Raw genomic sequence first — 23,193 nt, 5'->3', positions numbered from 1 at the left:
GCCCCGTGGTCGGCGTCGCAGCTCCCCGCCCGGCGGCTACCCCAGGGCCCGGACGCGGTCGACCGCCTCGGCGAGCATTCCTCGGCAGAACGACACGTGCTCGCCCCGGTACCCGCGGGGGCCGCATTCGACGACCAGCAGCAGGGCCAGGTACAGCTGGTAGAGCGCGATGCGGTGCCGGAGGGCGGGGGGGGAAGTCGAGGCGTCCGCGCGCGCCGGTGTAGCCGGCCACCAGGTCGCTGTCAGGTCCGGTGTCGCCGCCGAAGGCCAGTGAGACCAGTTCGGCGGCCGGGTCGCCCCAGAAGGCCCTTTCGTGGTCGATCAGTCCGGTGACCCGGTGCGCCGCCGGCTCCACGAAGACGTTGCCCGGCCACAGGTCGAAGTGGACCAGCTTCGGCTCGGTGACCTCCGCGAGGGCCTGGCCGCCTTCGGCCACCAGGGTCCGCAGCTCGTCGGGCCGGACACCGAGCGGGGCCTGCCACCGGTCGGCGTCCCCGAGCAGCGCCTCCACCATCGCGGTGAACGCCGTCCGCCAGTCGCCGGCGGACAGGGCGGACTCGGCCGCGGGGTACCCGAAGCGGCCGTCCGCCGGGGCGAGGGTGTGCAGATGTGCGATGATCGCGCCGATCTCACGCCGAAGCCCCGCCTCCGCACCGGGGGTCAGCCGTTTCCCGGCCTTGTCCCACGGTGTCCCGTCCAGGACCGACAGGACCAGGAACTCCTCCCCCTCGTACAGCAGCCGGGGTGCCGGTACGGCACCGGCCGGCAGGGTGGCGAGCCGCCGGTAGACCACGGCCTCGGTGGCGAGGATGCCGCGCTCGTACCGGAGCACCGGCGCGTCGGGCGGCGGGGCGAGTTTGACCACGGCGGGCCGGCCGTCGTCCAGCCGGACGCGGTGGACGCTGTTGAACCAGCCGTCGGTCAGTTCGGCCTCCACCCGGCAGCCGAGGCCGGTGGAGGTGTGCAGCAGGGTGTCGAGTTCGTCGGCGGTCAGCCGGCGTTTGGTCAGGCTCTCCATGGCGGCTCTTCCGCATACGAGGACGGGAATGTGCAGGAGGCGGGGTTCCGCATCGGAACCCCGCCTTCGGTGCGGTTCAGGCCGGGTACGGGAGGTGGGCCTCCTGGGTGCCGGCCGGGTGGGTGTACAGGGGGCCGTACGGGCCGCCGATGCGCACGTGCCACGGGTGCGGGCTGTCGGTGGTGACGGTGAGCCGGTCGCCGGTGCGGCGCAGGTGGAAGCGGGCGGCGTCGCCGAGGCCGTCGCTGCGCGGGACGGCGACGGTGCGTTCGGTGGAGTCGGCGAAGGCGTGGACGCGCAGCTCGACGCCTTCGGCCCAGGCGGAGACCGGGCGCTGGTCGTCGGCGGCAAGCGGGATGACGGAGTCGGGGCGGGCGAGCAGCGGCAGGGTGTGGAAGCCGTGCTGCTCCTTGACCCAGCGCGGGCCCACGACCTGACGGCCGGTCAGGATGTTGGTCCAGGTGCCCTCGGGGACGTAGTACTCGACGGTGCCGTCGTCGGTGAAGACCGGGGCGACGAGCAGGTCGTCGCCGAGCAGGTACTGCCGGTCGAGGGTGGCGGCGGCGGGGTCGTCGGGGAACTCGAGCACCATGGCACGCATCACCGGGATGCCGGTGGCGTGCGCGTGCTGGGCGGCGCGCTGGAGGTAGGGCGCGAGGCGGTGCTTGAGCAGGGTGAACTCGCGGGTGACCTCCACCGCCTCCTCGCCGTAGTCCCAGGGCACCCGGTAGGACTTGCTGCCGTGCAGCCGGCTGTGCGAGGAGAGCAGGCCGAACTGCACCCAGCGCTTGAAGACGGTCGGGGTCGGGGTGCCCTCGAAGCCGCCGATGTCGTGGCTCCAGAATCCGAAGCCGGACAGGCCGAGGGAGAGCCCACCGCGCAGGGATTCGGCCATGGCGTTGAAGTGGGACTCGCAGTCGCCGCCCCAGTGCACCGGGTACTGCTGGCCGCCGGCGGTGGCGGAACGGGCGAACAGCAGCGCCTCGCCCTCGCCGCGTTCCTCGCGCAGCAGCTCGAAGACGGCCCGGTTGTAGAGGTGGGTGTAGTAGTTGTGCATCCGCTCGGGGTCGGAGCCGTCGTGCCAGACGACGTCGGTGGGGATGCGCTCGCCGAAGTCGGTCTTGATGCAGTCCACGCCTTGCGCGAGCAGGGTGCGCAGCTTGCCGGTGTACCAGTCGCGGGCGGCCGGGTCGGTGAAGTCGACCAGGGCCATGCCGGGCTGCCACAGGTCCCACTGCCACACGCTGCCGTCCGCCCGGCGCACCAGGTACCCCTCGCGCATCCCCTCCTCGAAGAGCGCGGACTTCTGCGCGATGTACGGGTTGATCCAGGCCGAGATCCGCAGGCCCTGCTGCTTGAGGCGGGCCAGCATGCCGGCCGGGTCGGGGAAGGTGTCGGCGTCCCAGTCGAAGTCGCACCACTGGTACTCGCGCATCCAGAAGCAGTCGAGGTGGAAGACGCTGAGCGGGATGCCGCGTTCGGCCATGCCGCCGACGAAGCGGTTGACGGTGGCCTCGTCGTAGTCGGTGGTGAAGGAGGTGGTCAGCCAGAGTCCGAGCGCCCAGGCTGGCGGCAGGGCGGGGCGGCCGGTGAGCGCGGTGTACCGCTCCAGGATCTCCTTGGGCGTGGGGCCGTGGACGACGAAGTACTCGAGCGATTGGTCCTCGACGCTGAACTGCACCTGTCCGACCGACTCGGATCCGACCTCGTAGGAGACCTTCCCGGGATGGTTGACGAAGACGCCGTAGCCCCGGTTGGTCAGGTGGAACGGGATGTTCTTGTAGGACTGTTCGCTGCTGGTGCCGCCGTCGGCCTGCCAGATGTCGACCACCTGGCCGTTGCGGACGAACGGGGTGAACCGCTCCCCGAGCCCGTAGACCAGTTCGCCGACGGCGAGCGCGAGCTGGCCCAGCATGTGGTGCCGGCCGTCGGCGTCGGTGACGAAGCCCGTGCCGCGTTCGCCGACACTGGTCAGTACCCGGCCGCCGGCGGTGAACTCCAGACGCCAGGGCTGCGAGGTGTCGATACGCAGTGTCAGTTCGCCGGCGCTGAGCTCCACCACCTCCCCGTCCCGGTGGACCTTTCCGCCGCCGTCCTGCGCGCCGGGCAGCGCGAACTCCGGTCCGCGCCGCACCTTTCCGGCGTGGTGGGTGGTGCGTACCCCGATCACGCCCTCGGACGGGGACCAGCATTCGACGGTCAGCAGCGGGCTGTTGAGCGTGTCGCCACGGCCGCGCACGTGCTTGACCGGTGCGTAGAGGGTGAGCCGGTGCTCCTCGGCCCGGACGTCGGCGACCTCGGCGGCGTAGCGGGCGGTGCAGCCCGGACGCATCAGCCAGTAGCCGTCGGTGAACTTCATCGGGAGGATTCCTCCGTCCGCGCGCGGTGCGCGGTGATCAGGCCCCGGTACCAGTGGTAGCTGTCCTTGGGCGTTCGGGTCAGGGTGTCGTAGTCGACGTGGACCAGGCCGAAGCGCTGGTTGTAGCCGCGGGCCCATTCGAAGTTGTCCAGCAGCGACCAGACGTAGTAGCCGCGAACGTCCACCCGGGCCGCGGCCGCGTCGGCGACGGCGGCCAGGTGCGCGGCGAGGTACCGGGTCCGCTCCGGGTCGTGGACACGCCCCTCCGGGCGGGCCACGTCCTCGAAGGCGGCGCCGTTCTCGGTGATCCAGACCGGTGGCAGCTGCGAGTAGCGGGCGTGCAGCTCGCACAGCAGCTCGGTGAGCGCGGCCGGGACGACCGGCCAACCCATGGTGGTGTGCCGGGTGCCGTACGGGTCCAGCTCGGTGACGCCGATGTCCACGGCGGTGCGTGCTTCGAGGTCGTCCGTGCGGTGCGGGGCGGCGGCGACGGTGATCGGGCGGTAGAAGTTGACGCCGAGGAAGTCCAGCGGCGCGCCGATCACCTCCAGGTCGCCGGGCTGCCGCCAGGGGCCGTCGGCGAGACCGGCCCAGGTCTCCGCCTCCTGCGCGGGGTAGCGTCCGGCGAGGAGCGGCTCGGTCCAGACGTCGTTGTGCAGCACCTCGGCGCGGCGCACGGCGGCGAGGTCCTCGGGGCGCTCGGAGGCGGCGTGGATGCGGTCGAGGTTGAGGGCGATGCCGATCTCCCGGGCGCCGGCGGCGCGCAGCTCCCGTACGGCCAGGCCGTGGGCGACCAGCAGGTGGTGTGCGGCGGCGAGCGCGCCGCGGCCCTCCTGGACGCCGGGGGCGTGCCGGCCTTCGGCGTAGCCGACGAACGCGGAGCAGTACGGCTCGTTGAGGGTGATCCAGCGCTCCACCCGGTCGCCGTAGCGTTCGGCGGCGAGGGCCGCGTACGACGCGAACGCCTCGGCGGTCTCCCGGACGCGCCAGCCGCCACGGTCCTCCAGGGCCTGCGGCAGGTCCCAGTGGTAGAGGGTGACGGCGGGTCGGATTCCGGAGGCGAACAGCTCGTCGATCAGGCGGTCGTAGAAGTCCAGGCCCTTCTGGTTCACCGGGCCGGTTCCCTGGGGCAGCAGGCGGGGCCAGGCGATCGAGAAGCGGTAGCTGTCGACGCCGAGCCCGCGCAGCAGGCCCACGTCCTCCCGGTAGCGGTGGTAGTGGTCGCAGGCGGTGTCGCCGGTGGCGCCGCCGAGGGTGTGTCCGGGTGTGTGGCTGAAGGTGTCCCAGATGGAGGGGGCCCGGCCGTCCAGGTCGTGGGCGCCCTCGATCTGGTACGCGGCGGTGGCGGCACCGAAGCGGAACCCGGCGGGCAGGGCGGGGAAGTCCGGCTCCTCCCAGGGTGTCACGGCGGTCACCGCCCCGGCCCGAGGCCGCGCTGGTGGAGCCAGGCCAGTTGGGTGGGCGGGTTGGAGCCGCATCCGCCGCCGTGGTCGGCGAACGGCCAGACCGTCATGGTGCGGTCCTCGCCGGCGTAGCGGTTGAAGGCGGCGTAGACCGTCCGCGGCGGGCAGACCGGGTCCATCAGGCCGACGCTGAACAGGGCCGGGGCGGTGGCCCGCGAGGCGAAGTGGACGCCGTCGAAGTACTCGAGGGTGGCGAAGGTCGGCTGTACGCGCTGCCGGCTGTGCCAGCGCAGGTACTTGACGAGCTCCTGGTACGGCCCGTCCAGGGAGGTCTGCGCGCCCTCACGGTAGTGGCAGAGGAACGGGACGTCCGGCATCACCGCGGCCACCTGGTGCCCGGTGAGCCCGGCGGCGGCGAGCGCCAGCCCACCGCCCTGGCTGCCGCCGGTCACCACGATCCGGTCCGGGTCGAGGCCGGGCAGCTGCTCGACGGCGTCGACGGCGCGCGCGCAGTCGGTCATCAGCCGCCGGAAGTAGTGGTTCTCCGGGGAGTCGATACCGCGGGTCATGAAACCCTCGGCCCACTGGGTGCCGTCGCCCATGCTTCGGTCCGGGGTGTCGTGGCCCTGGCCGCGGCTGTCCACGACGAGTTGGGCGTAGCCGGCGGCGGACCAGAACAGGTGCTCGGTGGGCAGGCCGCGGCCGCCGCTGTAGCCCTGGTAGCTGACGACGACGGGCAGCGGTCCCTCCACACCGCGCGGGCGCAGCAGCCAGGCGGCCACCGGCTCGCCGTTCCAGCCGGGGAACCGTACGTCGTCGACCTCGACAGTGCGCAGTCCGTAATGCGCGGTGACGCGTTCGGCCTTGACCGCCCCGCCGTGCGAGCGGGCCTCGGCGAGGGTGCGCTGCCAGAACTCGTCGAAATCCTGCGGGATGGTCGACTCGGGCTGGTAGCCGGCGAGTTCGTCGAGTCCGAAGTCGGTGAGCGGCACGGGGGATTCCTCCGGGTGTTGCGAGGACGAGGTGAGGTGGTGGGGCGTGAGCAGTGACATGGGGCCGCCTCCGGGCGGCGGGTGACGGGGTCGGAACGGATGCGGCAGCGGGCGGGTCTCCCGGCTCGCAGGCCTGGCAGGGACTGGAGGCGGTCCGCCCCCCTCATGGGCGGACCGCCGGTCTGTGGGGCGGGATCCTCAGCCGGCCGCGCCGAAGCGGTAGGCGGCGAGCCGGAAGTCGCCGTGCAGCGTCAGGCTCAGGTCGCGCACGCCGTGGAGCGGGGCGTCGAGTTCGGTGGTGGTGCTCGTCCAGGCTCGGCGGTCTCCGGTCACGGGCACGTCGATCTCGGCCAGCACCCGGCCGGCGGCGCGGACTTCGAGTCGGGCGCCGCCCGTGCCGCCGCCCTCGCGGGCGGTCTCGATGTCGATCGTGCAGGCGCCGGAAAGGTCGAGCTCGCGGAAGAGCAGCGGTGCCGGCTGTGCGGGATCGGCGGGCGTGACGGCGTCGCCGTCGGTGCGGGTGGCGTCGACGATGGCGGCACCCGCGCAATCGTCGAAGTCGACGGCCAGGACGCGGCGTCCGACCACCGCGCGCGGCCCGGGCGCCGTTCCGGTGACGGTGAGCGGCGCGGTGAGCACCGGGTGCTCGGCCGAGCGGGCGATGACGATCTCGTAGCCGCCGGGGTCGACGGTGAAGGCGCCGGTGGCGACGTCCCAGTGGGCGAACCGCTCGGCCGGCAGGTGGAAGGTCAGCTCGCGGCTCTCGCCCGGCTCCAGGCTGACCTTGGCGAAGTCCACCAGGCGCAGCCGGGGCGCATGGTAGCGGGCGTCCGGGGCGCGGACGTAGAGCTGGACCACCTCGCTGCCGGTCCGCTGTCCGGTGTTGGCCAGTGTCAGGGTGGCGTCGAGGGTGCCGTCCTGCTCGATCGACGCCTCGGACAGGCGCAGGTCGCGGTGGGCGAACTCGGTGTAGGAGAGCCCGTGGCCGAACGGGTAGAGCGGCACGGCCCGGTGGTACTGGTAGGTCCAGCCGGCTTTGATGATGTCGTAGTCCAGCGGCGCCGGCAGGGTGTCGTCGCCCCGGTACCAGGTCTGCGGGAGGCGGCCGGCCGGCTCGGCCTCGCCGAGCAGCACGGCGGCCAGCGCGTGGCCGGTCTCCTGGCCGCCGTGGGAGGTCCACAGCACGGCGGGCAGGTGGGCGTCGGCCCAGTCGACGGCGTACGGGTAGCTGCTCATCACCACCAGCGCGGTCTGCGGCCGTACGGCGGCGACGGCGCGCAGCAGTGCTTCCTGCCCGGCGGGCAGGGCGATGTCGACCCGGTCCTCGGTCTCGCGGCCGTTGACCAGCGGATGGTTGCCGAGCACCACGACGGCGACGTCGGCGCCCTCGGCCGCGGCGCGGGCCTCGGCGGTGCCGTCGCGCAGCAGGTCGCGATGCCAGCGCTCGGCGTCCTCGGCGCTGTCGGCGGTGACGGTGACCCGGCCGTCGGCCGGATCGACGGCGGCGTAGCGGCCGGTGAAGACGGAGCGCACCAGCACGGTGCCGTCCTCGGCCGGTTCCAGGTGGAAGGTCTCCTGGACGAACCAGCTCTTGATCACCTGTGTGTCGGCGACCAGGGTGGCGTCGTCCTTGAGGCAGAGGTAGCGGCCGGTGTCGGCGTCGCGCAGGGTCAGCCTGGAGCGTCCCCAGTCGGTCACGTCGAACGCGGCCCCGCCGAGGAGTTCGCCGGTGGTGCGCGAACGCAGCGCGATCCGGTCGCTGCCCTCCACCCGGACGACCTCGCCGCCGTGGGCGCCGAGTGCGGCGGTGAGGCCGTCGGCGACGGTGACCTGGTAGGGCAGGGTGCCGCTGTACCAGTCCTCGAACAGCACGTCGGAGAGCGGGCCGATCACGGCGACCCGCGAGGTGCGGGCGAGGCCCAGCGGGAGCAGGCCGTCGTTCTTGAGCAGCACCGTCGACTCGACGGCGGCGTGCCGGGCGAGCTCCCGGTGCTCGGGGCTGTTGACCACTTCCGGACCGATCCCGGCGTACGGGTCCAGCTCGGGGTCGAACTCGCCGAGGCGGAAGCGCAGTTCGAGCTGGCGGCGGACCGCGCTGTCGATGTCGTCCTGGGAGATCAGGCCGCGCTCGAGGGCTTCGCGCAGCCGGCCGACGACCGTCTCGCTGTCCTCGCCGTGGTCGGTGAAGCTGTCGATGCCGGCCTTGAGCGCGGCCGCGTGGCCCTCGGCGTGGTCGTCGAAGTAGTGCTCGGGGTCGACCAGGTTGGACGGGGCCTCCGCGTCGCTGACCACGAACAGCTCGCGCCCGGTGGGCCGAGCCCAGCGGCGCAGCTCCGCCTCGATCAGCGGACTGACGTGGCAGGGACGGCCGTTGACCAGGTTGTAGGCGGCCATCGCGCCGGTGGCCGCGCCGGAGGCGACCACCGGGCGGAAGGCGGCCAGGTCGTACTCCTGCAGCACCCGCGGGCGCAGGCCGGAGGAGGTGGTGCAGCGGTCGTCCTCGTTGTTGTAGGCGAGGAAGTGCTTGAGCACCGGCGCCGAGCGCAGGTAGGTCGGGTGGTCGCCGGCCAGGCCGCGGCAGTACGCCTCGCCGAGCCGGGCGGTGTGCACCGGGTCCTCGGAGTAGCCCTCCTCGTTGCGCCCCCAGCGGGGGTCGCGCAGCAGGTTGAGCACGGGGGCCCAGGCCTGGAGGCTGTTGGGGCCGCGGTCGGGGGCCACCGCCGGCGGCCGGTGGTGGTGGAAGGCGCGCAGCTCGACCGAGACCGCCTCGGCGACCCGGCGCAGGAGCTCTTCGTCCCAGCTGGCGCCGAGGCCGACGGCCTGCGGGAAGACGGTCGCCTCCCCCAGCCAGGAGACACCGTGCAGCGCCTCGCTGCCGGTGCGGAACGAGGCGATGCCCAGGCGCGGGACGGCCGGCGCGTACTGGTGCAGCATCGCGATCCGCTCCTCGGGCGTGAGCCGCCCCAGCAGGTCGTCGATGCGCTTGCGCAGCGGCAGCGCGGGATCGCGGAACGGGTGCAGCTCAGCTGCGGATATGGACGGGGAAGTCAACGGGAACCCTTCGGACAGGCAGGGCGCGATGGCCGTTCGTCGAAGCGCTTCGACGCTGACACGTTCCATTGTGCCTGTCAACTACCGTGCAGGTAAGGGATTTTGTATTTGTTCAGCCCCTTGCCCAATGAGAAACGCGTCGTTAGTGTCGCCGCAACATTCAAGCGCTTCGACGCTTCGACGCAGAGGGGTCACGCCACCATGAGATCCGGCTTCAACCGCAGGAGCTTCCTGACCACCGCCGCCACGGTCGCGGGAGCCGCCGCGATGGCGCCGCTGCTGTCCGCCTGCGGCAGCGGCTCGGCCAAGAAGGCCGGCGCGAACACCAAGGAGGGCCTGAAGGCGGCGCTGCCGGCCTACGTCCCGAACGGCAACGCGGTCAAGCCGGACATCGCCTCCGTGCGGGGCGGGCCCGACGCCGCGACCGACCCGGCCTACCTCTCCTACCCCGCCTCCCCGCCCTCCAGCGTCTCCGGTGTCCCGGGCAAGGGCGGCAGCTACACGGCGGTCACCCCGCTGTGGGGCACCAACCCGCCGGCCGGCAACTCCTTCTTCCAGGCGATGAACAAGGCGCTCGGGGTCGAGCTGACCGTCAAGCCCGCGGACGGGAACACCTACGACACCATCGTCCCGACGATGACCGCCGCCAAGAAGCTGCCGGACTGGATCAACCTGCCGGCCTGGTGGAACGCCAAGTTCAACACCGGAGCACTGGTCGGCAGTCAGCTCGCGGACCTGACCCCGTACCTGTCCGGCGACAACATCAAGAAGTACCCGAACCTGGCCGCCCTCCCCACCGGCGCCTGGCAGAACGGGGTCTGGGGCGACAAGCTCTACGGGATCCCGTGCTTCTCCACCAGCTTCGGCATCCCGGGAGCCACCTTCTACCGCCGGGACATCCTCGAAGGCCGGGGCATCACGGCCGAGCAGGTCAAGTCCGCCGACGACCTGATGAACATCGGCAAGGAACTGACCGACGCCAAGCGCGGTGTGTGGGCCTTCGACGACGTGTGGACCTACCTCCAGTTCAGCTGGGGCGTCCCCATGAACTGGAGGGTCGACAACGGCAAGCTGGTCCACCCGTTCGAGACCCAGGAGTTCCTGGAGGCCCTCAACTGGCACTACCGCCTGGCCACCGCGGGCTACATGCACCCGGACGCGCTCGCCGGTGACAACGCCAACGGCGCGACCCGCTTCTACAGCGGGAAGGTGCTCATCGCGGGCGGCGGACTGGGCGCCTGGAACCTGGCCGACCACCAGTCCGGCACCGCCGCGGACCCGAACTACCGGCGCGGCGCCCTCAACGCCGTCACTGCCGGCGGAACAGGCACGCCGGTGATCTACATGGGTGCCTCCGCCAGCATGATCAGCTATCTCAACGCCGGCCTGAAGCCCGCGCAGATCGAGGAACTCCTCTCCGTCGCGAACTACCTGGCCGCCCCCTACGGCACCGCCGAGTACACCCTGGTCAACTTCGGCGTCGAGGGCGTCCACCACACCCGGGTCAACGGCGTGCCGACCTTCACGGACGAGGGCAAGAAGGACGTCCAGGCGACGGCCTTCCCCTTCCTGGCCGCCTCCTCCTCCGTGATCAGCAACCCGGGCGGCGACCAGGTCACCAAGGACTACGCGACCTGGTCGGCCGCCAACGTCAAGTACCTCACCAAGCCGCCCTTCTGGGGCATGAACTTCACCATGCCCCAGGCGATCGCCTCGGCCGCGGCGGCGCAGAACGTCAACGACACCATCAAGGACTGCTACCACGGCAAGAAGAAGGTCTCCGAGGTGCAGGACGCCATCTCCAGCTGGCGGTCCGGCCCCGGCGAGAGGCTCAAGCAGTGGATGACCGACAACGTCCTCGACAAGTACGGCACCGGCCAGTGAGCAGCGCAGCACCGCAGCGACCGGCCGGCACCGAGCGGCTCGACTGGCGGATCAGACTGCGGCGCGACCGGTCGCTCCTGTTGATGACGGTGCCCGCGGTCGCCCTGCTCCTGGTGTTCAACTACGTCCCGCTGTTCGGCATCGTCACCGCCTTCCAGGAGTACGACCCGCTGGTCGGGGTCTGGCACAGCGAGTGGGTCGGCTTCGACCAGTTCCAGCAGCTGTTCGGCGACCCGGCGTTCTGGGCCTCGATGAGGAACACGCTGTACCTGAGCTTCGTGCAGCTGGTCCTGTTCTTCCCGGTCCCGATCGCGCTCGCCCTGCTGCTCAACTCGGTGATGAGCGAGCGGATCCGCAACCTGTTCCAGTCCGTGGTCTACCTGCCGCACTTCTTCTCGTGGGTGCTCGCGATCACCATCTTCCAGCAGATGCTGGGCGGCGCCGGCGTGCTCAACCAGTTCCTGCGCCAGCACGACATCGGCACCTGGGACATCATGACCAACCCGCACACCTTCGCCCTGTTGGTCACCTCCCAGGCGATCTGGAAGGAGGCCGGCTGGGGGATCATCGTCTTCCTCGCGGCGCTCAGCGCGATCAACAGCGAGCTGTACGAGGCCGCGGCGGCGGACGGCGCGGGACGGCTGAGGCGGATGTGGCACATCACGCTACCGGGCCTGCGCGGGGTGATCGTCCTGATGCTGGTCCTGCGCCTCGGCAACGCGCTGTCCGTCGGCTTCGAGCAGTTCCTGATCCAGCGCGACGCGGTCGGCCACGAGGCGGCGGACGTCCTGGACACCTTCTCCTTCTACTACGGCATCGCCACCGGCGGCTACAGCTACGGCGCGGCGGCCGGGCTCTTCAAGAGCGTGGTCTCGCTGCTGCTCATCTGGGGCGCCAACAAGCTGGCACACGCCTTCGGCGAGGACGGGCTGTACCGAAAATGACCAACGCACTCACCATCGGTTCCCGGCGCGAACGGCGCGGCCGGGAAGCACGCACCACCCGGCGCCGGGCCCGCTCCGCCCGCCCGCCCTGGGAGGAGCCGCCCACCGTCGTCGGCCGCACCGCCAAGGGGCTGACGCTCGGGACGACGCTCGCCGTCATCCTGGGCCCGCTCTGGATCATCGTGCTGACCAGCTTCTCCACGCCCGGTGCCGTCAACCGGGCCGGCGGTCTGGTGATCTGGCCGGACGGCCTGAGCACCGAGGCGTACCGTCAGATGCTCAGCGACCCGACGGTCGTCACCGCCCTGATGGTGAGCCTGGGCATCACGGTGGTCGGAACGGCGGTGTCCATGGCCGTCTCGGTCCTGTGCGCCTACGGCCTCTCCCGGTCGCGCTCCCTCGGGCACCGCTTAATCCTGATGCTGCTGATCGTCACGATGTTCGTCGGCGGTGGCCTGATCCCGAGCTTCCTGGTGGTCACCGGGCTGGGCGGCTATGGCCAGTGGTGGGCGCTGATCCTGCCGGGCGCGGTCTCCGTCTTCAACATCCTGGTGCTGCGCGCCTTCTACCAGGGCACCTCCTCCGAACTGATCGACGCCGCCCGGATGGACGGCGCCGGCGACTGGCGGATCCTGTGGTCCGTCGTCCTGCCCACCTCACGTGCCGTCACCGCGGTCACCGCGCTGTTCTACGCCGTGGGTTACTGGAACTCGTTCTTCAACGTCATGCTCTACATGCCGACGGACAGTCAGAAGTGGCCGCTTCAGTACGTGCTGCTCACGTACGTCAACCGGGGCAACGGCCTGCCCGGTTCCGTCAACTCCGGCTTCGGCAGCGCCCACGCCCAGACCGCACCGCTGTCACTCCAGATGGCGGTCGTGGTCCTCACCCTGGTGCCGCTGGTGATCGTGTACCCGTTCGTGCAGAAGCACCTGCGCACCGGTGTCCTGACCGGCGCGATCAAGGGCTGAGCCCCACCGGAACCCCTACGAAGGAAACAGCGATGGTGACACTCGCCGATGTGGCCAAACACGCCGGCGTCTCGTCGAGCACGGTCAGCTACGCCCTCAGCGGCAAGCGGCCGCTCGCGGACCGGACCAGGACCCGCATCGAGCAGGCCGTCACGGAACTCGGCTACCACCCCAACGCGGGCGCCCGGGCGCTGGCCGGCAGGCGCTCGCACGTCATCGCCCTGGTGGTGCCGCTCCACCCCGAGGTGCACGTGCCCACCATGATGGAGATCGCCATCGCGGTCACTGTGGCCGCCCGCGAACACGGCTACGACGTCCTGTTGCTCACCAACAACGAGGGGCCCGAAGGCGTCCGCCGGGTCGCCGCCACCGGACTCGCGGACGGCGTCATCCTCATGGACGTCCGACTGGACGACGACCGCGTCCCGGTCCTGCGCGCCGAGCAGATCCCGGCCGCCCTCATCGGTCTGCCCGACGATCCCACCGGCCTCTCCTGCGCCGATCACGACTTCGCCACCGCGGGCGCCCTGTGCGCCGACCACCTGGCCGACCTCGGCCACCGCGACATCGCCTTCATCGGCTACAGCAGCGGCGTCTACCGGCGGCACGCCGGCTACGCCGAACGCACCCTGAACGGCTTCCGTGCCCGCGCCGAGCGGCGCGGCCTGCGCTTCCTCCACCGACCGTGCGAAGGCAGCTACGAGAGCACCGCAGGCACCCTGGCACGCATCCTCGCGGACCGCCCGGAGACCACCGGGTTCGTGGTGCAGAACGAGGCCGCCATCGGCCCGCTGCTCACCCTGCTGCGCGCCAGTGGGCGGACCGTGCCGGAGGACGCCTCCGTCGTCGCCATCTGCCCCGACCCGATGGCCGAGCAGCACTCCCCCCGACTCACCTCTGTGACCGGCCCGCAGAAGGACCTCGGACAGGTCGCCGTCGAGCAGGTCATGGCGAGGATCGCCGCGACCGCCGCGGGTGACCGGCCCGAGGACCGACTCCTCCTGATGCCACCGGAACTGGTGGTCCGCGAAAGCACCGCCGCGGCCCCGCGCCGCACGTGACACCGCTCCCGGAAGGACGGTTCCCAGATGGACATCCGCCGGCTCACCGACCGACTCGGCGGCCTCGCCTTCGGCGGGGACTACAACCCCGAGCAGTGGGACGAGCAGGTCTGGAAGCAGGACGACGAACTGATGCGCCGGGCGCGGGTCAACCTCACCACCGTGGGCGTCTTCTCCTGGGCCCTGCTGGAGCCCGAGGAGGGACGGTACGACTTCGACTGGCTCGACGCCCACCTCGACCGCCTGCACGCCAACGGCGTCGCCGTCGACCTCGCCACCCCGACCGCTTCACCGCCGCCCTGGTTCACTCTCGCCCACCCCGACGCCCTGCCGGTCCGCCCGGACGGCACCCGCCTGACCCACGGCAGCCGGGACACCTACTGCCTCACCGCCCCTGCCTACCGCCGGGCCGCCCGCCGTATCGCCGGCGCCCTCGCCGAACGCTACGGGAACCACCCGGCGCTCGCCCTGTGGCACGTCCACAACGAATACGTGACCCTCTGCCTGTGCGACCACACCGCCGCCGCCTTCCGGGTCTGGCTGCGCGCCCGCCACGGATCCCTGGACGCCCTCAACGAGGCCTGGGGCACGGCCTTCTGGAGCCAGCACTACACCGTGTGGGAGCAGATCCTGCCGCCCCGCGCCACCCAGTGGCACAAGAACCCCGGCCAGGCCCTGGACTTCAGCCGCTTCTGGTCCGACGAGACCCTCGCCGCCTACCTCGAGCAGCGCGACGCCATCCGCGTCCGCAGCGACCGGCCGGTGACCACCAACCTCATGCTGCCCGGCTACCAGAACCTGGACCTGTGGGCCTTCGGCCGCGAGGTCGACCTGGTCGCCATCGACCACTACCCCGGCGCACCCGGCGTCGACGCCGCCGCCCATGCCGCCTTCGACGCCGACCGGGCCCGCTCGATCGCCGCCGGAGCTCCCTGGCTGCTGATGGAACAGGGCACCAGCACCGTCTACGCCGGCGGCCGCGTCCTCGCCAAGGAGCCGGGGGAGATCCTGCGCCACTCGCTCGCCCACATCGCCCGCGGCTCGGAGGGCGCCCTGTTCTTCCAGTGGCGGCAGTCCAGGGCCGGGGCCGAGCAGTGGCACTCGGCGATGGTCCCGCACGCCGGGCCGGACAGCCGCACCTTCCGCGAGGTCACCGCGACCGGGGAGGCCGTCGCCCGGCTCGGCGAACTCGCCGGCTCCACCGTCCGCGCCGAAGTGGCCGTCCTGCACGACTCAGACGCCTGGTGGGCCATGCGGGTCGACGGACTCCCGTCGTCCGAGCTCGACTACCTCGCCGCGCTGCGCCGCGCCCACCGGGCGGTCTGGGACGCCGGGCTGACCGCCGACTTCGCCCACCCCGAGCACGACCTGAGCCGCTACCGGCTGGTCCTCGCCCCCGCCCTGTTCCTGCTCACCGACACGGGCGCCGAGAACCTGCGACGCTACGTCGCCGCCGGTGGCACCCTGCTGGTGCAGTACTTCAGCGGCATGGTCGACGAGCGCCTGCACACCCGGCTCGGCGGCTACCCGGCCGCCCCGCTGCGCGAGGCGCTCGGCATCCGGGTCGAGGAGTACCGCCCGCTGCGCCAGGACGAGCAGCTCACGCTCTCCGACGGCTCGACGGCCGGCTCCTGGAGCGAGTCCCTGCGCACCGAGGGTGCCGAGACGCTCGCCGCCTACACCCACGGCATGCTCGCCGGCAGCCCCGCGCTCACCCGTCACGACTTCGGCTCCGGCTACGGCTGGTACCTCTCCACCCGCCTCGACGACACCGGCTACGCCGCCCTGGTCGGCCGGCTGCTCACCGAGGCCGGGGTCGCCCCGGAGCTGCCAGGCCTGCCGCCCGGCGTCGAGGCCGTCGCCCGGCACGCCCCCGACGGCCGGCGCTGGCTCCTGCTGCTCAACCACCGAGACGACGTGGTCCCGCTGCCCCGCCCGGGCCACGACCTCCTCACGGACGGGCCCCTGCGCGAACTGCCGCCCGGCGGCTGCGCCGTCCTGCGAGCGCACTGACTTCGCACCCGACGTCTCCCGCATCGAGGAAGGCCGCCATGACCGACCCGCTCGAGACTATCCGCTGGGGTCACGCCGCCCTGGAGCTGGAGATCGCCCTGGACGAGCCCGGCCCGCCGCGCCTGGTCCGCATCGGCGCACCCGGTGAGAAGACCGCCGCCCCACGCCCCGCCGCACCGCTGCCGCTGGTGGAGGTGACGACCGCCGGCCTCGGCCGCTACTGGTCGGGCCGCCACCTCGTCAACACCGTCCTCGGCTCGCGGCTGCGCCACCGCTCCCACCACGCGATTAGGGACGGCGACTGGCACGTACTCACCGTCGACCTCCACGAGCCCGAGACCGGCCTGATCGCCCAGGCGGTCTACCGGTCCCCGGACGGCCTGCCGGTGCTGCGCAGCGAAGTCCTGCTTCGCAACGAAGGGGATCGGACTCTCCACCTGGAGTCGGTCGGGTCGCTCGTCGCGGGCTGCCTCACCGGGGGCGACCCGGAGGCCCTGGACGGCGCGGAGCTGTTGTGGGCGGAGAACGAATGGTTCGCCGAATGCCGCTGGCAGCGCCGGCCGCTGCGGGTGTCCTCGCCCGAGCGGGGCGGCCGCTTCCACACCACAGCCGGCCGCAACACCCGCGTCGTCGCCGGTCAGGGCGTGTGGTCCAGCTGCGGCCGGCTGCCGATGGGCGGCCTGACGGAACGCGAGTCCGGCCGTACCTGGCTGTGGCAGATCGAGCACAACGGCGGCGGCTGGCGCTGGGAGTGCGGCGTGCGCGACAACACCGCGTACGCGGCACTGTACGGCCCGAACGCCGCCGACCACGGCTGGCGCCACCCGCTGGAGCCCGGCACCGAGTTCCGCACCGTGCCGGTGGCCCTGGCGCTGGCTGCGGAGGGCGGCCCCGACGGTGCCTTCGCCGCCCTCACCAGCTACCGCCGCGCCACCCGCCGACCGCACCCCGACCACCGCCGACTGCCGGTGATCTTCAACGACTACATGAACTGCCTGATGGGCGACCCCACCACGGCCAAGCTGCTGCCGCTGGTCGAAGCCGCCGCCGAGGCCGGCGCGGAGTACTTCGTCATCGACGCCGGCTGGTACGACGACGGCGACAACTGGTGGAGCTCCGTCGGGGCTTGGGAGCCGTCAGCCTCCCGGTTCCCCGGCCCGAACGGGATCCACGAGGTGCTGGACCGCATCCGGGAGCGGGGCATGGTCCCCGGCCTGTGGCTGGAGCCCGAGGCGGTCGGGACGAACAGTCCGGTGGCCGCCTCCCTGCCGGAGGAGGCGTTCTTCCGCCGCGACGATCGGCGCGTGGAGGAGGGCGGTGGCCGCTACCACCTCGACCTGCGCCACCCGGCCGCCCGGGCCCACCTGGACGGCGTGGTGGACCGCCTGGTCGGCGAGTGGGGCATCGGCTACCTCAAGCTCGACCACAACACCGACCCCGGGTCCGGCACCAGCAGCCACCCGGCCGAGGCCCCGGCGGCCGGCCTGCTCGGCCACAACCGGGCCCAGCTCGACTGGCTGGACGGCATCCTGGACCGGTACCCGGACCTGGTGCTCGAGAACTGCGCCTCCGGCGGCATGCGGATGGACTACGCCCTGCTCTCCCGGCTCCAGCTGCAGTCCACCAGCGACCAGCAGGACCTGCTGCGCTACGCCCCGATCGCGGCGGCGGCCCCCACCGCCGTCACCCCCGAGCAGGGCGCCGTCTGGGCGTACCCGCTGCCCGAGGACTCCCTCGACGAGGTCGCCTTCACCATGGCGAGCGCGCTCCTCGGCCGCATCCACCTCTCCGGCCGCCTCACCGAACTCTCCCCGGAAGCCCGGGACCTGGTCCACGAGGCGGTGGCCGTCCACAAGTCGATCCGCGCCGATCTCCGCGAGGCGGTGCCCGCCTGGCCGCTCGGGCTCCCCAACTGGGAGGACCCGTGGATCACCCTGGCGCTGCGCACCCCGGACACCACCTACGTCACCGCCTGGCGGCGCACCGGCGAGGAGACCGTCAGGGACCTCGACCTGCCCCACCTGGCCGGTGCGGACGTCCACGTCGAGGTGCTCTACCCGGCCTCCAGCCGGGCCGGCACTGTCTGGAGGCCGGATGCCGCCGAACTCGCTCTGACCCTCCCGGCGGCGCCGTCCGCCGTCCTGCTGCGCCTCACCAGGACCTCTCCCGAACGGAGTTGACCATGCGCTCGGCGAGCGCGCGCGCCCCACCGCGCCGGCCCGCATCCGCACCGACCACGCTTCTCGTCCGGGCCCGACCCCGTGCAACCGTGCCGGGCCCCACCGTCCAGAACGCAGGAGTTCGACCCCCAACCGAACTCCACGCACCCCACCCCCTGGAGGGACGCAATGAGAAGGTCAGTCCAGTCCTGTCATGGGCGCGCCATAGCCGTCGCGGCGGCCCTCGCGCTCGCCGCCACCGGCGCGATCGCCGCCGTCGCACCGCCCGCCGTCGCCGCGAACTCCGTGTCGGTGTCCGTCGACGCCGCCCTGCAGCTCGCCACCGTCCCCGCCACCGGCGTCGGCGTGAACATCCCGGTCTACGACGCCAACATGAACTCCGCCGCCACCCCCGGCCTGCTCAGCACGGCCGGCTTCAACACCGCCCGCTACCCCGGCGGCAGCCACTCCGACGTCTACCACTGGCAGACCGGCACCGCCGAGGCCGGTGCGTACGTCGCCCCGAACACCGGCTTCGACGCCTTCATGGGCACCGTGCGCGCCGCCGGAGCGCAGCCGATCATCACCGCCAACTACGGGTCCGGCACCCCCCAGGAGGCCGCCGACTGGGTCCGGTACGCCAACGTCACCAAGGGCTACGGCGTCAAGTACTGGGAGATCGGCAACGAGGTCTACGGCAACGGCGAGTACAGCAACGGCAACGGCTGGGAGTACGACACCCACAGCAGCAAGAGCGCCACGACCTACGCCAACAACCTGGTGCAGTACGTCTCGGCGATGAAGGCGGTCGACCCGGGCATCAAGATCGGCGCCGTGCTGACCACCCCCGGTTACTGGCCGGACGGCATCGTCGGCCCGGGCGACACCATGGACTGGAACCACACCGTCCTGTCGATCGCCGGCTCGAAGATCGACTTCGCCATCGTGCACGCCTACCCGACCAGCACCAGCCCGGCCGACCTGCTCACCAAGCCGCAGGCCCAGAACCCGGCCATCGCCGGCGCCGTGCGCTCGCTGATCAACCAGTACGCCGGGACCAACGCCCCCAACGTCGGCATCGCGGTGACCGAGGCGAACGCCCAGGCGTACCTGGACACCTCCCCGAACGGCCTGTTCGCGCCGGACAACTACCTCACCTGGATCGAGAACGGCGCGTTCAACGTCGACTGGTGGGACCTGCGCAACGGCACCGACTGCACCAAGGTGACCACCGTCGAGGGCGCCACCGACTACAACGACGGCGGCATGGTCTCCAGCGGCGCCGGCTGCGAGCCGACCGTCAACACGCCCTTCCCCGCCTACTACGGCACCCAGATGATCTCCAAGCTGGGCGCACCCGGGGACACGCTGGTCAAGGCCGCCAGCTCGTCCTCGCTGCTCTCCGCACACGCCGTGCGGAAGGCCGACGGCGACGTGAGCGTCATGCTGATCAACAAGGACCCGAACAACGCCGCCACGGTCAGCCTGTCGTACACCGGCTTCACCCCGTCCTCCGCCACCCCGACCGTCTACTCGTACCTGAAGAACGGTCACTCGATCGGCTCGGCCCAGTCCGGCAGCACCACCGTCCAGACCGTGCCGGCCTACGGGATCACCGTGGTGCAGATGCACCCGACCAGCGCGCCCTGCCGGGTCGTCTACAACAAGAACGAGTGGCCGGGCGGCATGGTCGGCACCGTCACCGTCGTCAACAACAGCCTCGGCCAGGTGAACGGCTGGAGCCTCGGCTTCACCTTCCCCGGCGACAACGCCATCACGAACACCTGGAGCGCCTCGGTGTCGCAGAGCGGCACGAGCGTCAACGCCGCGAACGTGTGGTACGACGCCGCCGTCCCGCAGGGCGGGAGCGTCCAGTGGGGCTTCAACGCCACCTGGTCCAGGAGCGACGCCAACCCCTCCGCCTTCTGGTTCAACGGCGCCTCCTGCGCGATCGGCTGAACCCGACCGGTGGTGCCCCGGACTCCCCGGGGCACCACCCCCGAACGCGAACCACCGAAAGGAACCGACCACGTGTCAGAGCAGATCCAGCCGTCCGGCACCGTCCCCAACCCGGTGATCCCCGGCTTCCACCCCGACCCCAGCGTCTGCCGCGTGGGCGACGACTACTACCTGGTGTGCTCCAGCTTCGAGTACTTCCCCGGCATCCCGGTCTTCCACAGCCGGGACCTGGTGAACTGGACGCAGATCGGCAACGCCCTCGACCGGCCGAGCCAGCTGCGCCTGCCGCGCGACATGCCGTCCTCCGGCGGCATCTACGCACCGACCCTGCGCCACCACGACGGCCGCTTCTGGCTGATCGTCACCAACGTCGGCGACGGCGGCAACATGCTGTTCACCGCCACCGACCCGGCCGGCCCGTGGTCCGACCCGGTCCGGCTGCCCGGGGTTCCCGGGATCGACCCCGACCTCGCCTGGGACGAGGACGGCACTTGCTGGTGCACCGTCGCCGGCGTCTCCCAGGTCCGCCTCGACCCGGTGACCGGCGAGACCCTCGGCGAGCCGTACCGGATCTGGTCCGGCACCCCCGGCTCCATGGCCCCCGAGGCCCCCCACCTGTACCGGATCGGCGACTACTGGTACCTGATGATCGCCGAGGGCGGCACCGAACGCGGCCACGGCGTCTCCATCGCCCGCGGCCTGACGCCCTCCGGCCCGTTCGAGCCGTGCCCGGCGAACCCGGTCCTGACCCACCGCGGCACCGCCAGTCCCATCCAGAACACCGGGCACGCCGACCTCGTCCAGGCGCCCGACGGCTCCTGGTGGATGGTGCTGCTCGCGGTCCGGCCGCGCGGCGGCACTCCCGGCTGGTACGTCCTCGGCCGGGAGACCTTCCTCGCCCCCGTCGAGTGGGTGGACGGTTGGCCGGTCGTCGGCGAGGTCACCGCCGAACTGCCCACGCCCGCCTGGCCGCTGCACTCCGCCCCCGCCGTGCCGGCCCGGGACGACTTCGACCAGGCCGAGCTGCACCCCCGGTGGATCTCGGTGCGCGAGCGCCCGGAGGGCTCGTGCACCACGAAGGAACGATCCGGCTGGCTCACCCTGCGCGCCGCCGGCGCCTCCCTGGACGAGACCGACACGGTGTTCGTGGGCCGCCGCCAGCAGCACCTCGCCTGCCGCGCGAGCACCCTGATCGATCCCGCCGACGGCCGCGGCGGCCTGGCCGTCCGCCTGGACGAGGAGCACCACTACGAGATCGAGGCGGCTGACGGCGTAGTGAAGGTGTTCGCCCGGATCGGCCCGCTGCGCACCGAGGTCGCCACCCGGCCGGTGCCCGCCGGAGCGGTGGTGCTCGGCGTCGAGATCCTCCCGCGGCCGACGCGCGGCCCGCGCACCGGACCTGACGACGTCATCTTCGGCATCGAGGAGCCCGACGGCACCTTCACCGTGCTCGCCGGCCTCGACGGCCGCTACCTGTCCACCGAGGTGGCCGGCGGTTTCACCGGCCGGGTCATCGGCGTGTACGCCGCGGCCGGCACCGTCCACTTCGACCGGTTCGACTACGAGCCGCTCCCGCTCCCCTGACCGGCCGTCAGAGGGCCCCGCACTCTGTCCACACGAAAGGGACATCCCGTGAACGACGCACAGCAGACCGCCCGCCCGCACAGCCGCCGGCTCCACCGGACGGCCGCCCTCGTGGTGGCGCTCGCCACCACCGGCAGCCTCGCCTACGGCACCGCCGTCGCCACACCGGCCGACCAGGCCCGGACCCGGGGCCGGGCGGTCATCGTCCCGCAGGACCCGATGGCCGCCGTGGCCGCGATGCAGCCGAGCTGGAACCTCGGCAACACCCTGGACGCCATCCCCGACGAGACCTCCTGGGGCAACCCGCTCACCACCAAGGCCACGTTCGACGGCCTCCGGGCCCAGGGCTTCCGCAGCGTCCGGATCCCCGTCACCTGGTACCCCCACCAGTCCGCCACCGCCCCGTACACCATCGACCCGGCGTACCTGAAGCGGGTCAAGCAGGTGGTGGACTGGGCCCTGGCGGACGGCCTCTACGTCGAGATCAACGTCCACCACGACTCCTGGCAGTGGATCGCGAACATGTCCACCGAGCACGACAACGTCGTGGCCCGGTTCAACGCGACCTGGCAGCAGATCGCCACCGCCTTCAAGGACGAGCCGCGCGCGCTGCTGATGGAGAGCATCAACGAGCCGCAGTTCAACAACGCGACCGACGCCCAGAAGACCCAGTACCTGCGGGAGCTCAACACCTCGTTCCACCGGATCGTCCGCAACAGCGGCGGGGGGAACAGGGACCGCCTGCTCGTCCTGCCGTCGGAGGAGACCAACAACGCCCAGCACTGGCTCGACGACCTGTCGACGACGATCAACTCGCTGCACGACCGCAACCTGGTGGCGACCGTCCACTACTACAGCTGGTACCCGTTCAGCGTGAACATCGCCAACGGCCCGAGCTACGACGCCACGGCGCAGAAGGACCTCACCGAGGGCTTCCGCCGGGTGCACGACACCCTCGTCGCCAAGGGCGTCCCCGTCTACCTCGGCGAGTACGGCCTGCTCACCTCGCCCTACTCGGGCGTCGTCGAGCGCGGCGAGATGCTCAAGTACTTCGAGCACGTCAACTACGAGGCCCGGGCCAACGGCATGACCACCGCGCTCTGGGACGCCGCCAACGACTTCCTGAACCGCAGCACCATGCAGTGGCAGGTCCTCGAGATGGAGGCCCTGATCAAGTCGGGCTGGCGGACACGCTCGGGCACCGCCTCCAGCGACAACGTCTTCGTGCCGGGCTCCGGCCCCATCACGGCGCAGACCATCACGCTGAACCCCAACGGGCTATGGTTCACCGGGCTCTGGCAGGGCGACGTCCCGCTGATGCCGACGCGCGACTACACCCTCAACGGCGACCAGCTCACGCTGACCGCCGAGGCCCTCACCCGGCTCGCCGGCAACCGGGCCCTCGGGCTCAACGCGACCCTCCAGGTCCGGTACTCCGACGGAGTCCCCTGGAAGCTCTTCGTGCGCTCGTACGACAAGCCGGTCCTCTCCGGCGCCACCGGAACGGCCGACGGGCTCACCATCCCGACCCGGTTCAACGGCGATCTGATGGCCAACGTGGAGTCCACCTACGCCGACGGCACCGCCGCCGGCCCGGCCTCCTGGACCACCTTCCAGTCGTTCGACAACTACCGCGCCGACTACGGCGCCGGCACCACCACCGTCAAGGCCGACTTCCTCAAGTCGCTGAAGGACGACGCCCCGGTGACGCTCACCTTCCGCTTCTGGACCGGCGCCACCGTCACCTACCACCTGACCAAGTCCGGCAACACCGTCACCGGCACCGCCGGCTGAC

General features: G+C 71.8%; 13 protein-coding genes and 1 pseudogene. 9 read left to right on the top strand and 5 right to left on the bottom strand.

Annotated elements, in window-relative coordinates; all coding sequences use genetic code 11:
• Window positions 1-265: 265 nt before the first annotated feature.
• The 5 genes and pseudogenes from AB0P35_RS29875 to AB0P35_RS29855 form a co-directional block, all read right to left on the bottom strand.
• Window positions 266-1,018: pseudogene (locus AB0P35_RS29875) on the bottom strand (aminoglycoside phosphotransferase family protein); the annotation flags it as partial.
• A gap of 76 nt (window positions 1,019-1,094) precedes the next feature.
• Window positions 1,095-3,377 carry an alpha-xylosidase gene (gene yicI, locus AB0P35_RS29870; RefSeq protein WP_363516855.1) on the bottom strand — a complete coding sequence of 761 codons (2,283 nt, stop codon included), beginning with the start codon at window positions 3,375-3,377 and terminating at the stop codon, window positions 1,095-1,097.
• A complete protein-coding gene (locus tag AB0P35_RS29865; protein ID WP_363516852.1) occupies window positions 3,374-4,792 on the bottom strand; it encodes a GH1 family beta-glucosidase in 1,419 nt (472 codons plus the stop codon). The genes yicI and AB0P35_RS29865 overlap by 4 nt, the downstream gene beginning before the upstream one ends.
• Window positions 4,789-5,772 (bottom strand): acetylxylan esterase, encoded by a 984-nt coding sequence (locus AB0P35_RS29860; RefSeq protein ID WP_363516881.1) that lies wholly within the window; start codon window positions 5,770-5,772, stop codon window positions 4,789-4,791. The genes AB0P35_RS29865 and AB0P35_RS29860 overlap by 4 nt, the downstream gene beginning before the upstream one ends.
• A gap of 198 nt (window positions 5,773-5,970) precedes the next feature.
• Window positions 5,971-8,823: a glycoside hydrolase family 3 C-terminal domain-containing protein gene (locus tag AB0P35_RS29855; protein WP_363516849.1), complete on the bottom strand. Its 2,853-nt coding sequence runs from the start codon at window positions 8,821-8,823 to the stop codon at window positions 5,971-5,973.
• A 201-nt stretch (window positions 8,824-9,024) separates the two neighbouring features.
• Here AB0P35_RS29855 and AB0P35_RS29850 point away from each other — a divergent pair, with 201 nt between their 5' ends.
• From AB0P35_RS29850 to AB0P35_RS29810, 9 genes are all read left to right on the top strand, one after another.
• Window positions 9,025-10,707, top strand: coding sequence for a Tat pathway signal sequence domain protein (locus AB0P35_RS29850; RefSeq protein ID WP_363516846.1), 1,683 nt, complete (start codon window positions 9,025-9,027; stop codon window positions 10,705-10,707).
• A complete protein-coding gene (locus AB0P35_RS29845; protein ID WP_363516843.1) occupies window positions 10,704-11,651 on the top strand; it encodes an ABC transporter permease subunit in 948 nt (315 codons plus the stop codon). The genes AB0P35_RS29850 and AB0P35_RS29845 overlap by 4 nt, the downstream gene beginning before the upstream one ends.
• On the top strand, window positions 11,648-12,622 hold the full coding sequence (locus AB0P35_RS29840) for a carbohydrate ABC transporter permease (protein WP_363516840.1): 975 nt from the start codon (window positions 11,648-11,650) through the stop codon (window positions 12,620-12,622). Before AB0P35_RS29845 ends, AB0P35_RS29840 begins: the two co-directional genes overlap by 4 nt.
• Before the next feature lie 32 nt (window positions 12,623-12,654).
• Window positions 12,655-13,683 carry a LacI family DNA-binding transcriptional regulator gene (locus AB0P35_RS29835; protein WP_363516837.1) on the top strand — a complete coding sequence of 343 codons (1,029 nt, stop codon included), beginning with the start codon at window positions 12,655-12,657 and terminating at the stop codon, window positions 13,681-13,683.
• A gap of 27 nt (window positions 13,684-13,710) precedes the next feature.
• Window positions 13,711-15,696, top strand: a complete 1,986-nt coding sequence (locus AB0P35_RS29830; protein ID WP_363516834.1) for a beta-galactosidase — start codon at window positions 13,711-13,713, stop codon at window positions 15,694-15,696.
• Between the two features lie 38 nt (window positions 15,697-15,734).
• Window positions 15,735-17,876: a glycoside hydrolase family 36 protein gene (locus AB0P35_RS29825; protein WP_363516831.1), complete on the top strand. Its 2,142-nt coding sequence runs from the start codon at window positions 15,735-15,737 to the stop codon at window positions 17,874-17,876.
• A 168-nt stretch (window positions 17,877-18,044) separates the two neighbouring features.
• Window positions 18,045-19,814, top strand: coding sequence for a cellulose binding domain-containing protein (locus AB0P35_RS29820; protein WP_363516828.1), 1,770 nt, complete (start codon window positions 18,045-18,047; stop codon window positions 19,812-19,814).
• 72 nt (window positions 19,815-19,886) lie between these two features.
• Window positions 19,887-21,398, top strand: a complete 1,512-nt coding sequence (locus tag AB0P35_RS29815; protein ID WP_363516825.1) for a glycoside hydrolase family 43 protein — start codon at window positions 19,887-19,889, stop codon at window positions 21,396-21,398.
• 48 nt (window positions 21,399-21,446) lie between these two features.
• Window positions 21,447-23,192, top strand: coding sequence for a cellulase family glycosylhydrolase (locus AB0P35_RS29810; RefSeq protein WP_363516822.1), 1,746 nt, complete (start codon window positions 21,447-21,449; stop codon window positions 23,190-23,192).
• Window position 23,193 lies beyond the last annotated feature (1 nt).

The organism is Kitasatospora sp. NPDC085879 (assembly GCF_040686255.1).
In the GTDB taxonomy this organism is placed as follows: domain Bacteria; phylum Actinomycetota; class Actinomycetes; order Streptomycetales; family Streptomycetaceae; genus Kitasatospora.
Note: the sequence above shows the minus strand (reverse complement) of the source record. Positions and strands in the feature narration are given on the sequence as shown.

What these genes read in the sequence shown, in the direction of transcription:
- yicI (WP_363516855.1), bottom strand. Translation starts at nt 3,377, where the DNA reads ATGAAGTTCACCGACGGCTACTGGCTGATGCGTCCGGGCTGCACCGCC.
- AB0P35_RS29850 (WP_363516846.1), top strand. Translation starts at nt 9,025, where the DNA reads ATGAGATCCGGCTTCAACCGCAGGAGCTTCCTGACCACCGCCGCCACG.
- AB0P35_RS29840 (WP_363516840.1), top strand. Translation starts at nt 11,648, where the DNA reads ATGACCAACGCACTCACCATCGGTTCCCGGCGCGAACGGCGCGGCCGG.
- AB0P35_RS29835 (WP_363516837.1), top strand. Translation starts at nt 12,655, where the DNA reads ATGGTGACACTCGCCGATGTGGCCAAACACGCCGGCGTCTCGTCGAGC.
- AB0P35_RS29830 (WP_363516834.1), top strand. Translation starts at nt 13,711, where the DNA reads ATGGACATCCGCCGGCTCACCGACCGACTCGGCGGCCTCGCCTTCGGC.
- AB0P35_RS29825 (WP_363516831.1), top strand. Translation starts at nt 15,735, where the DNA reads ATGACCGACCCGCTCGAGACTATCCGCTGGGGTCACGCCGCCCTGGAG.
- AB0P35_RS29820 (WP_363516828.1), top strand. Translation starts at nt 18,045, where the DNA reads ATGAGAAGGTCAGTCCAGTCCTGTCATGGGCGCGCCATAGCCGTCGCG.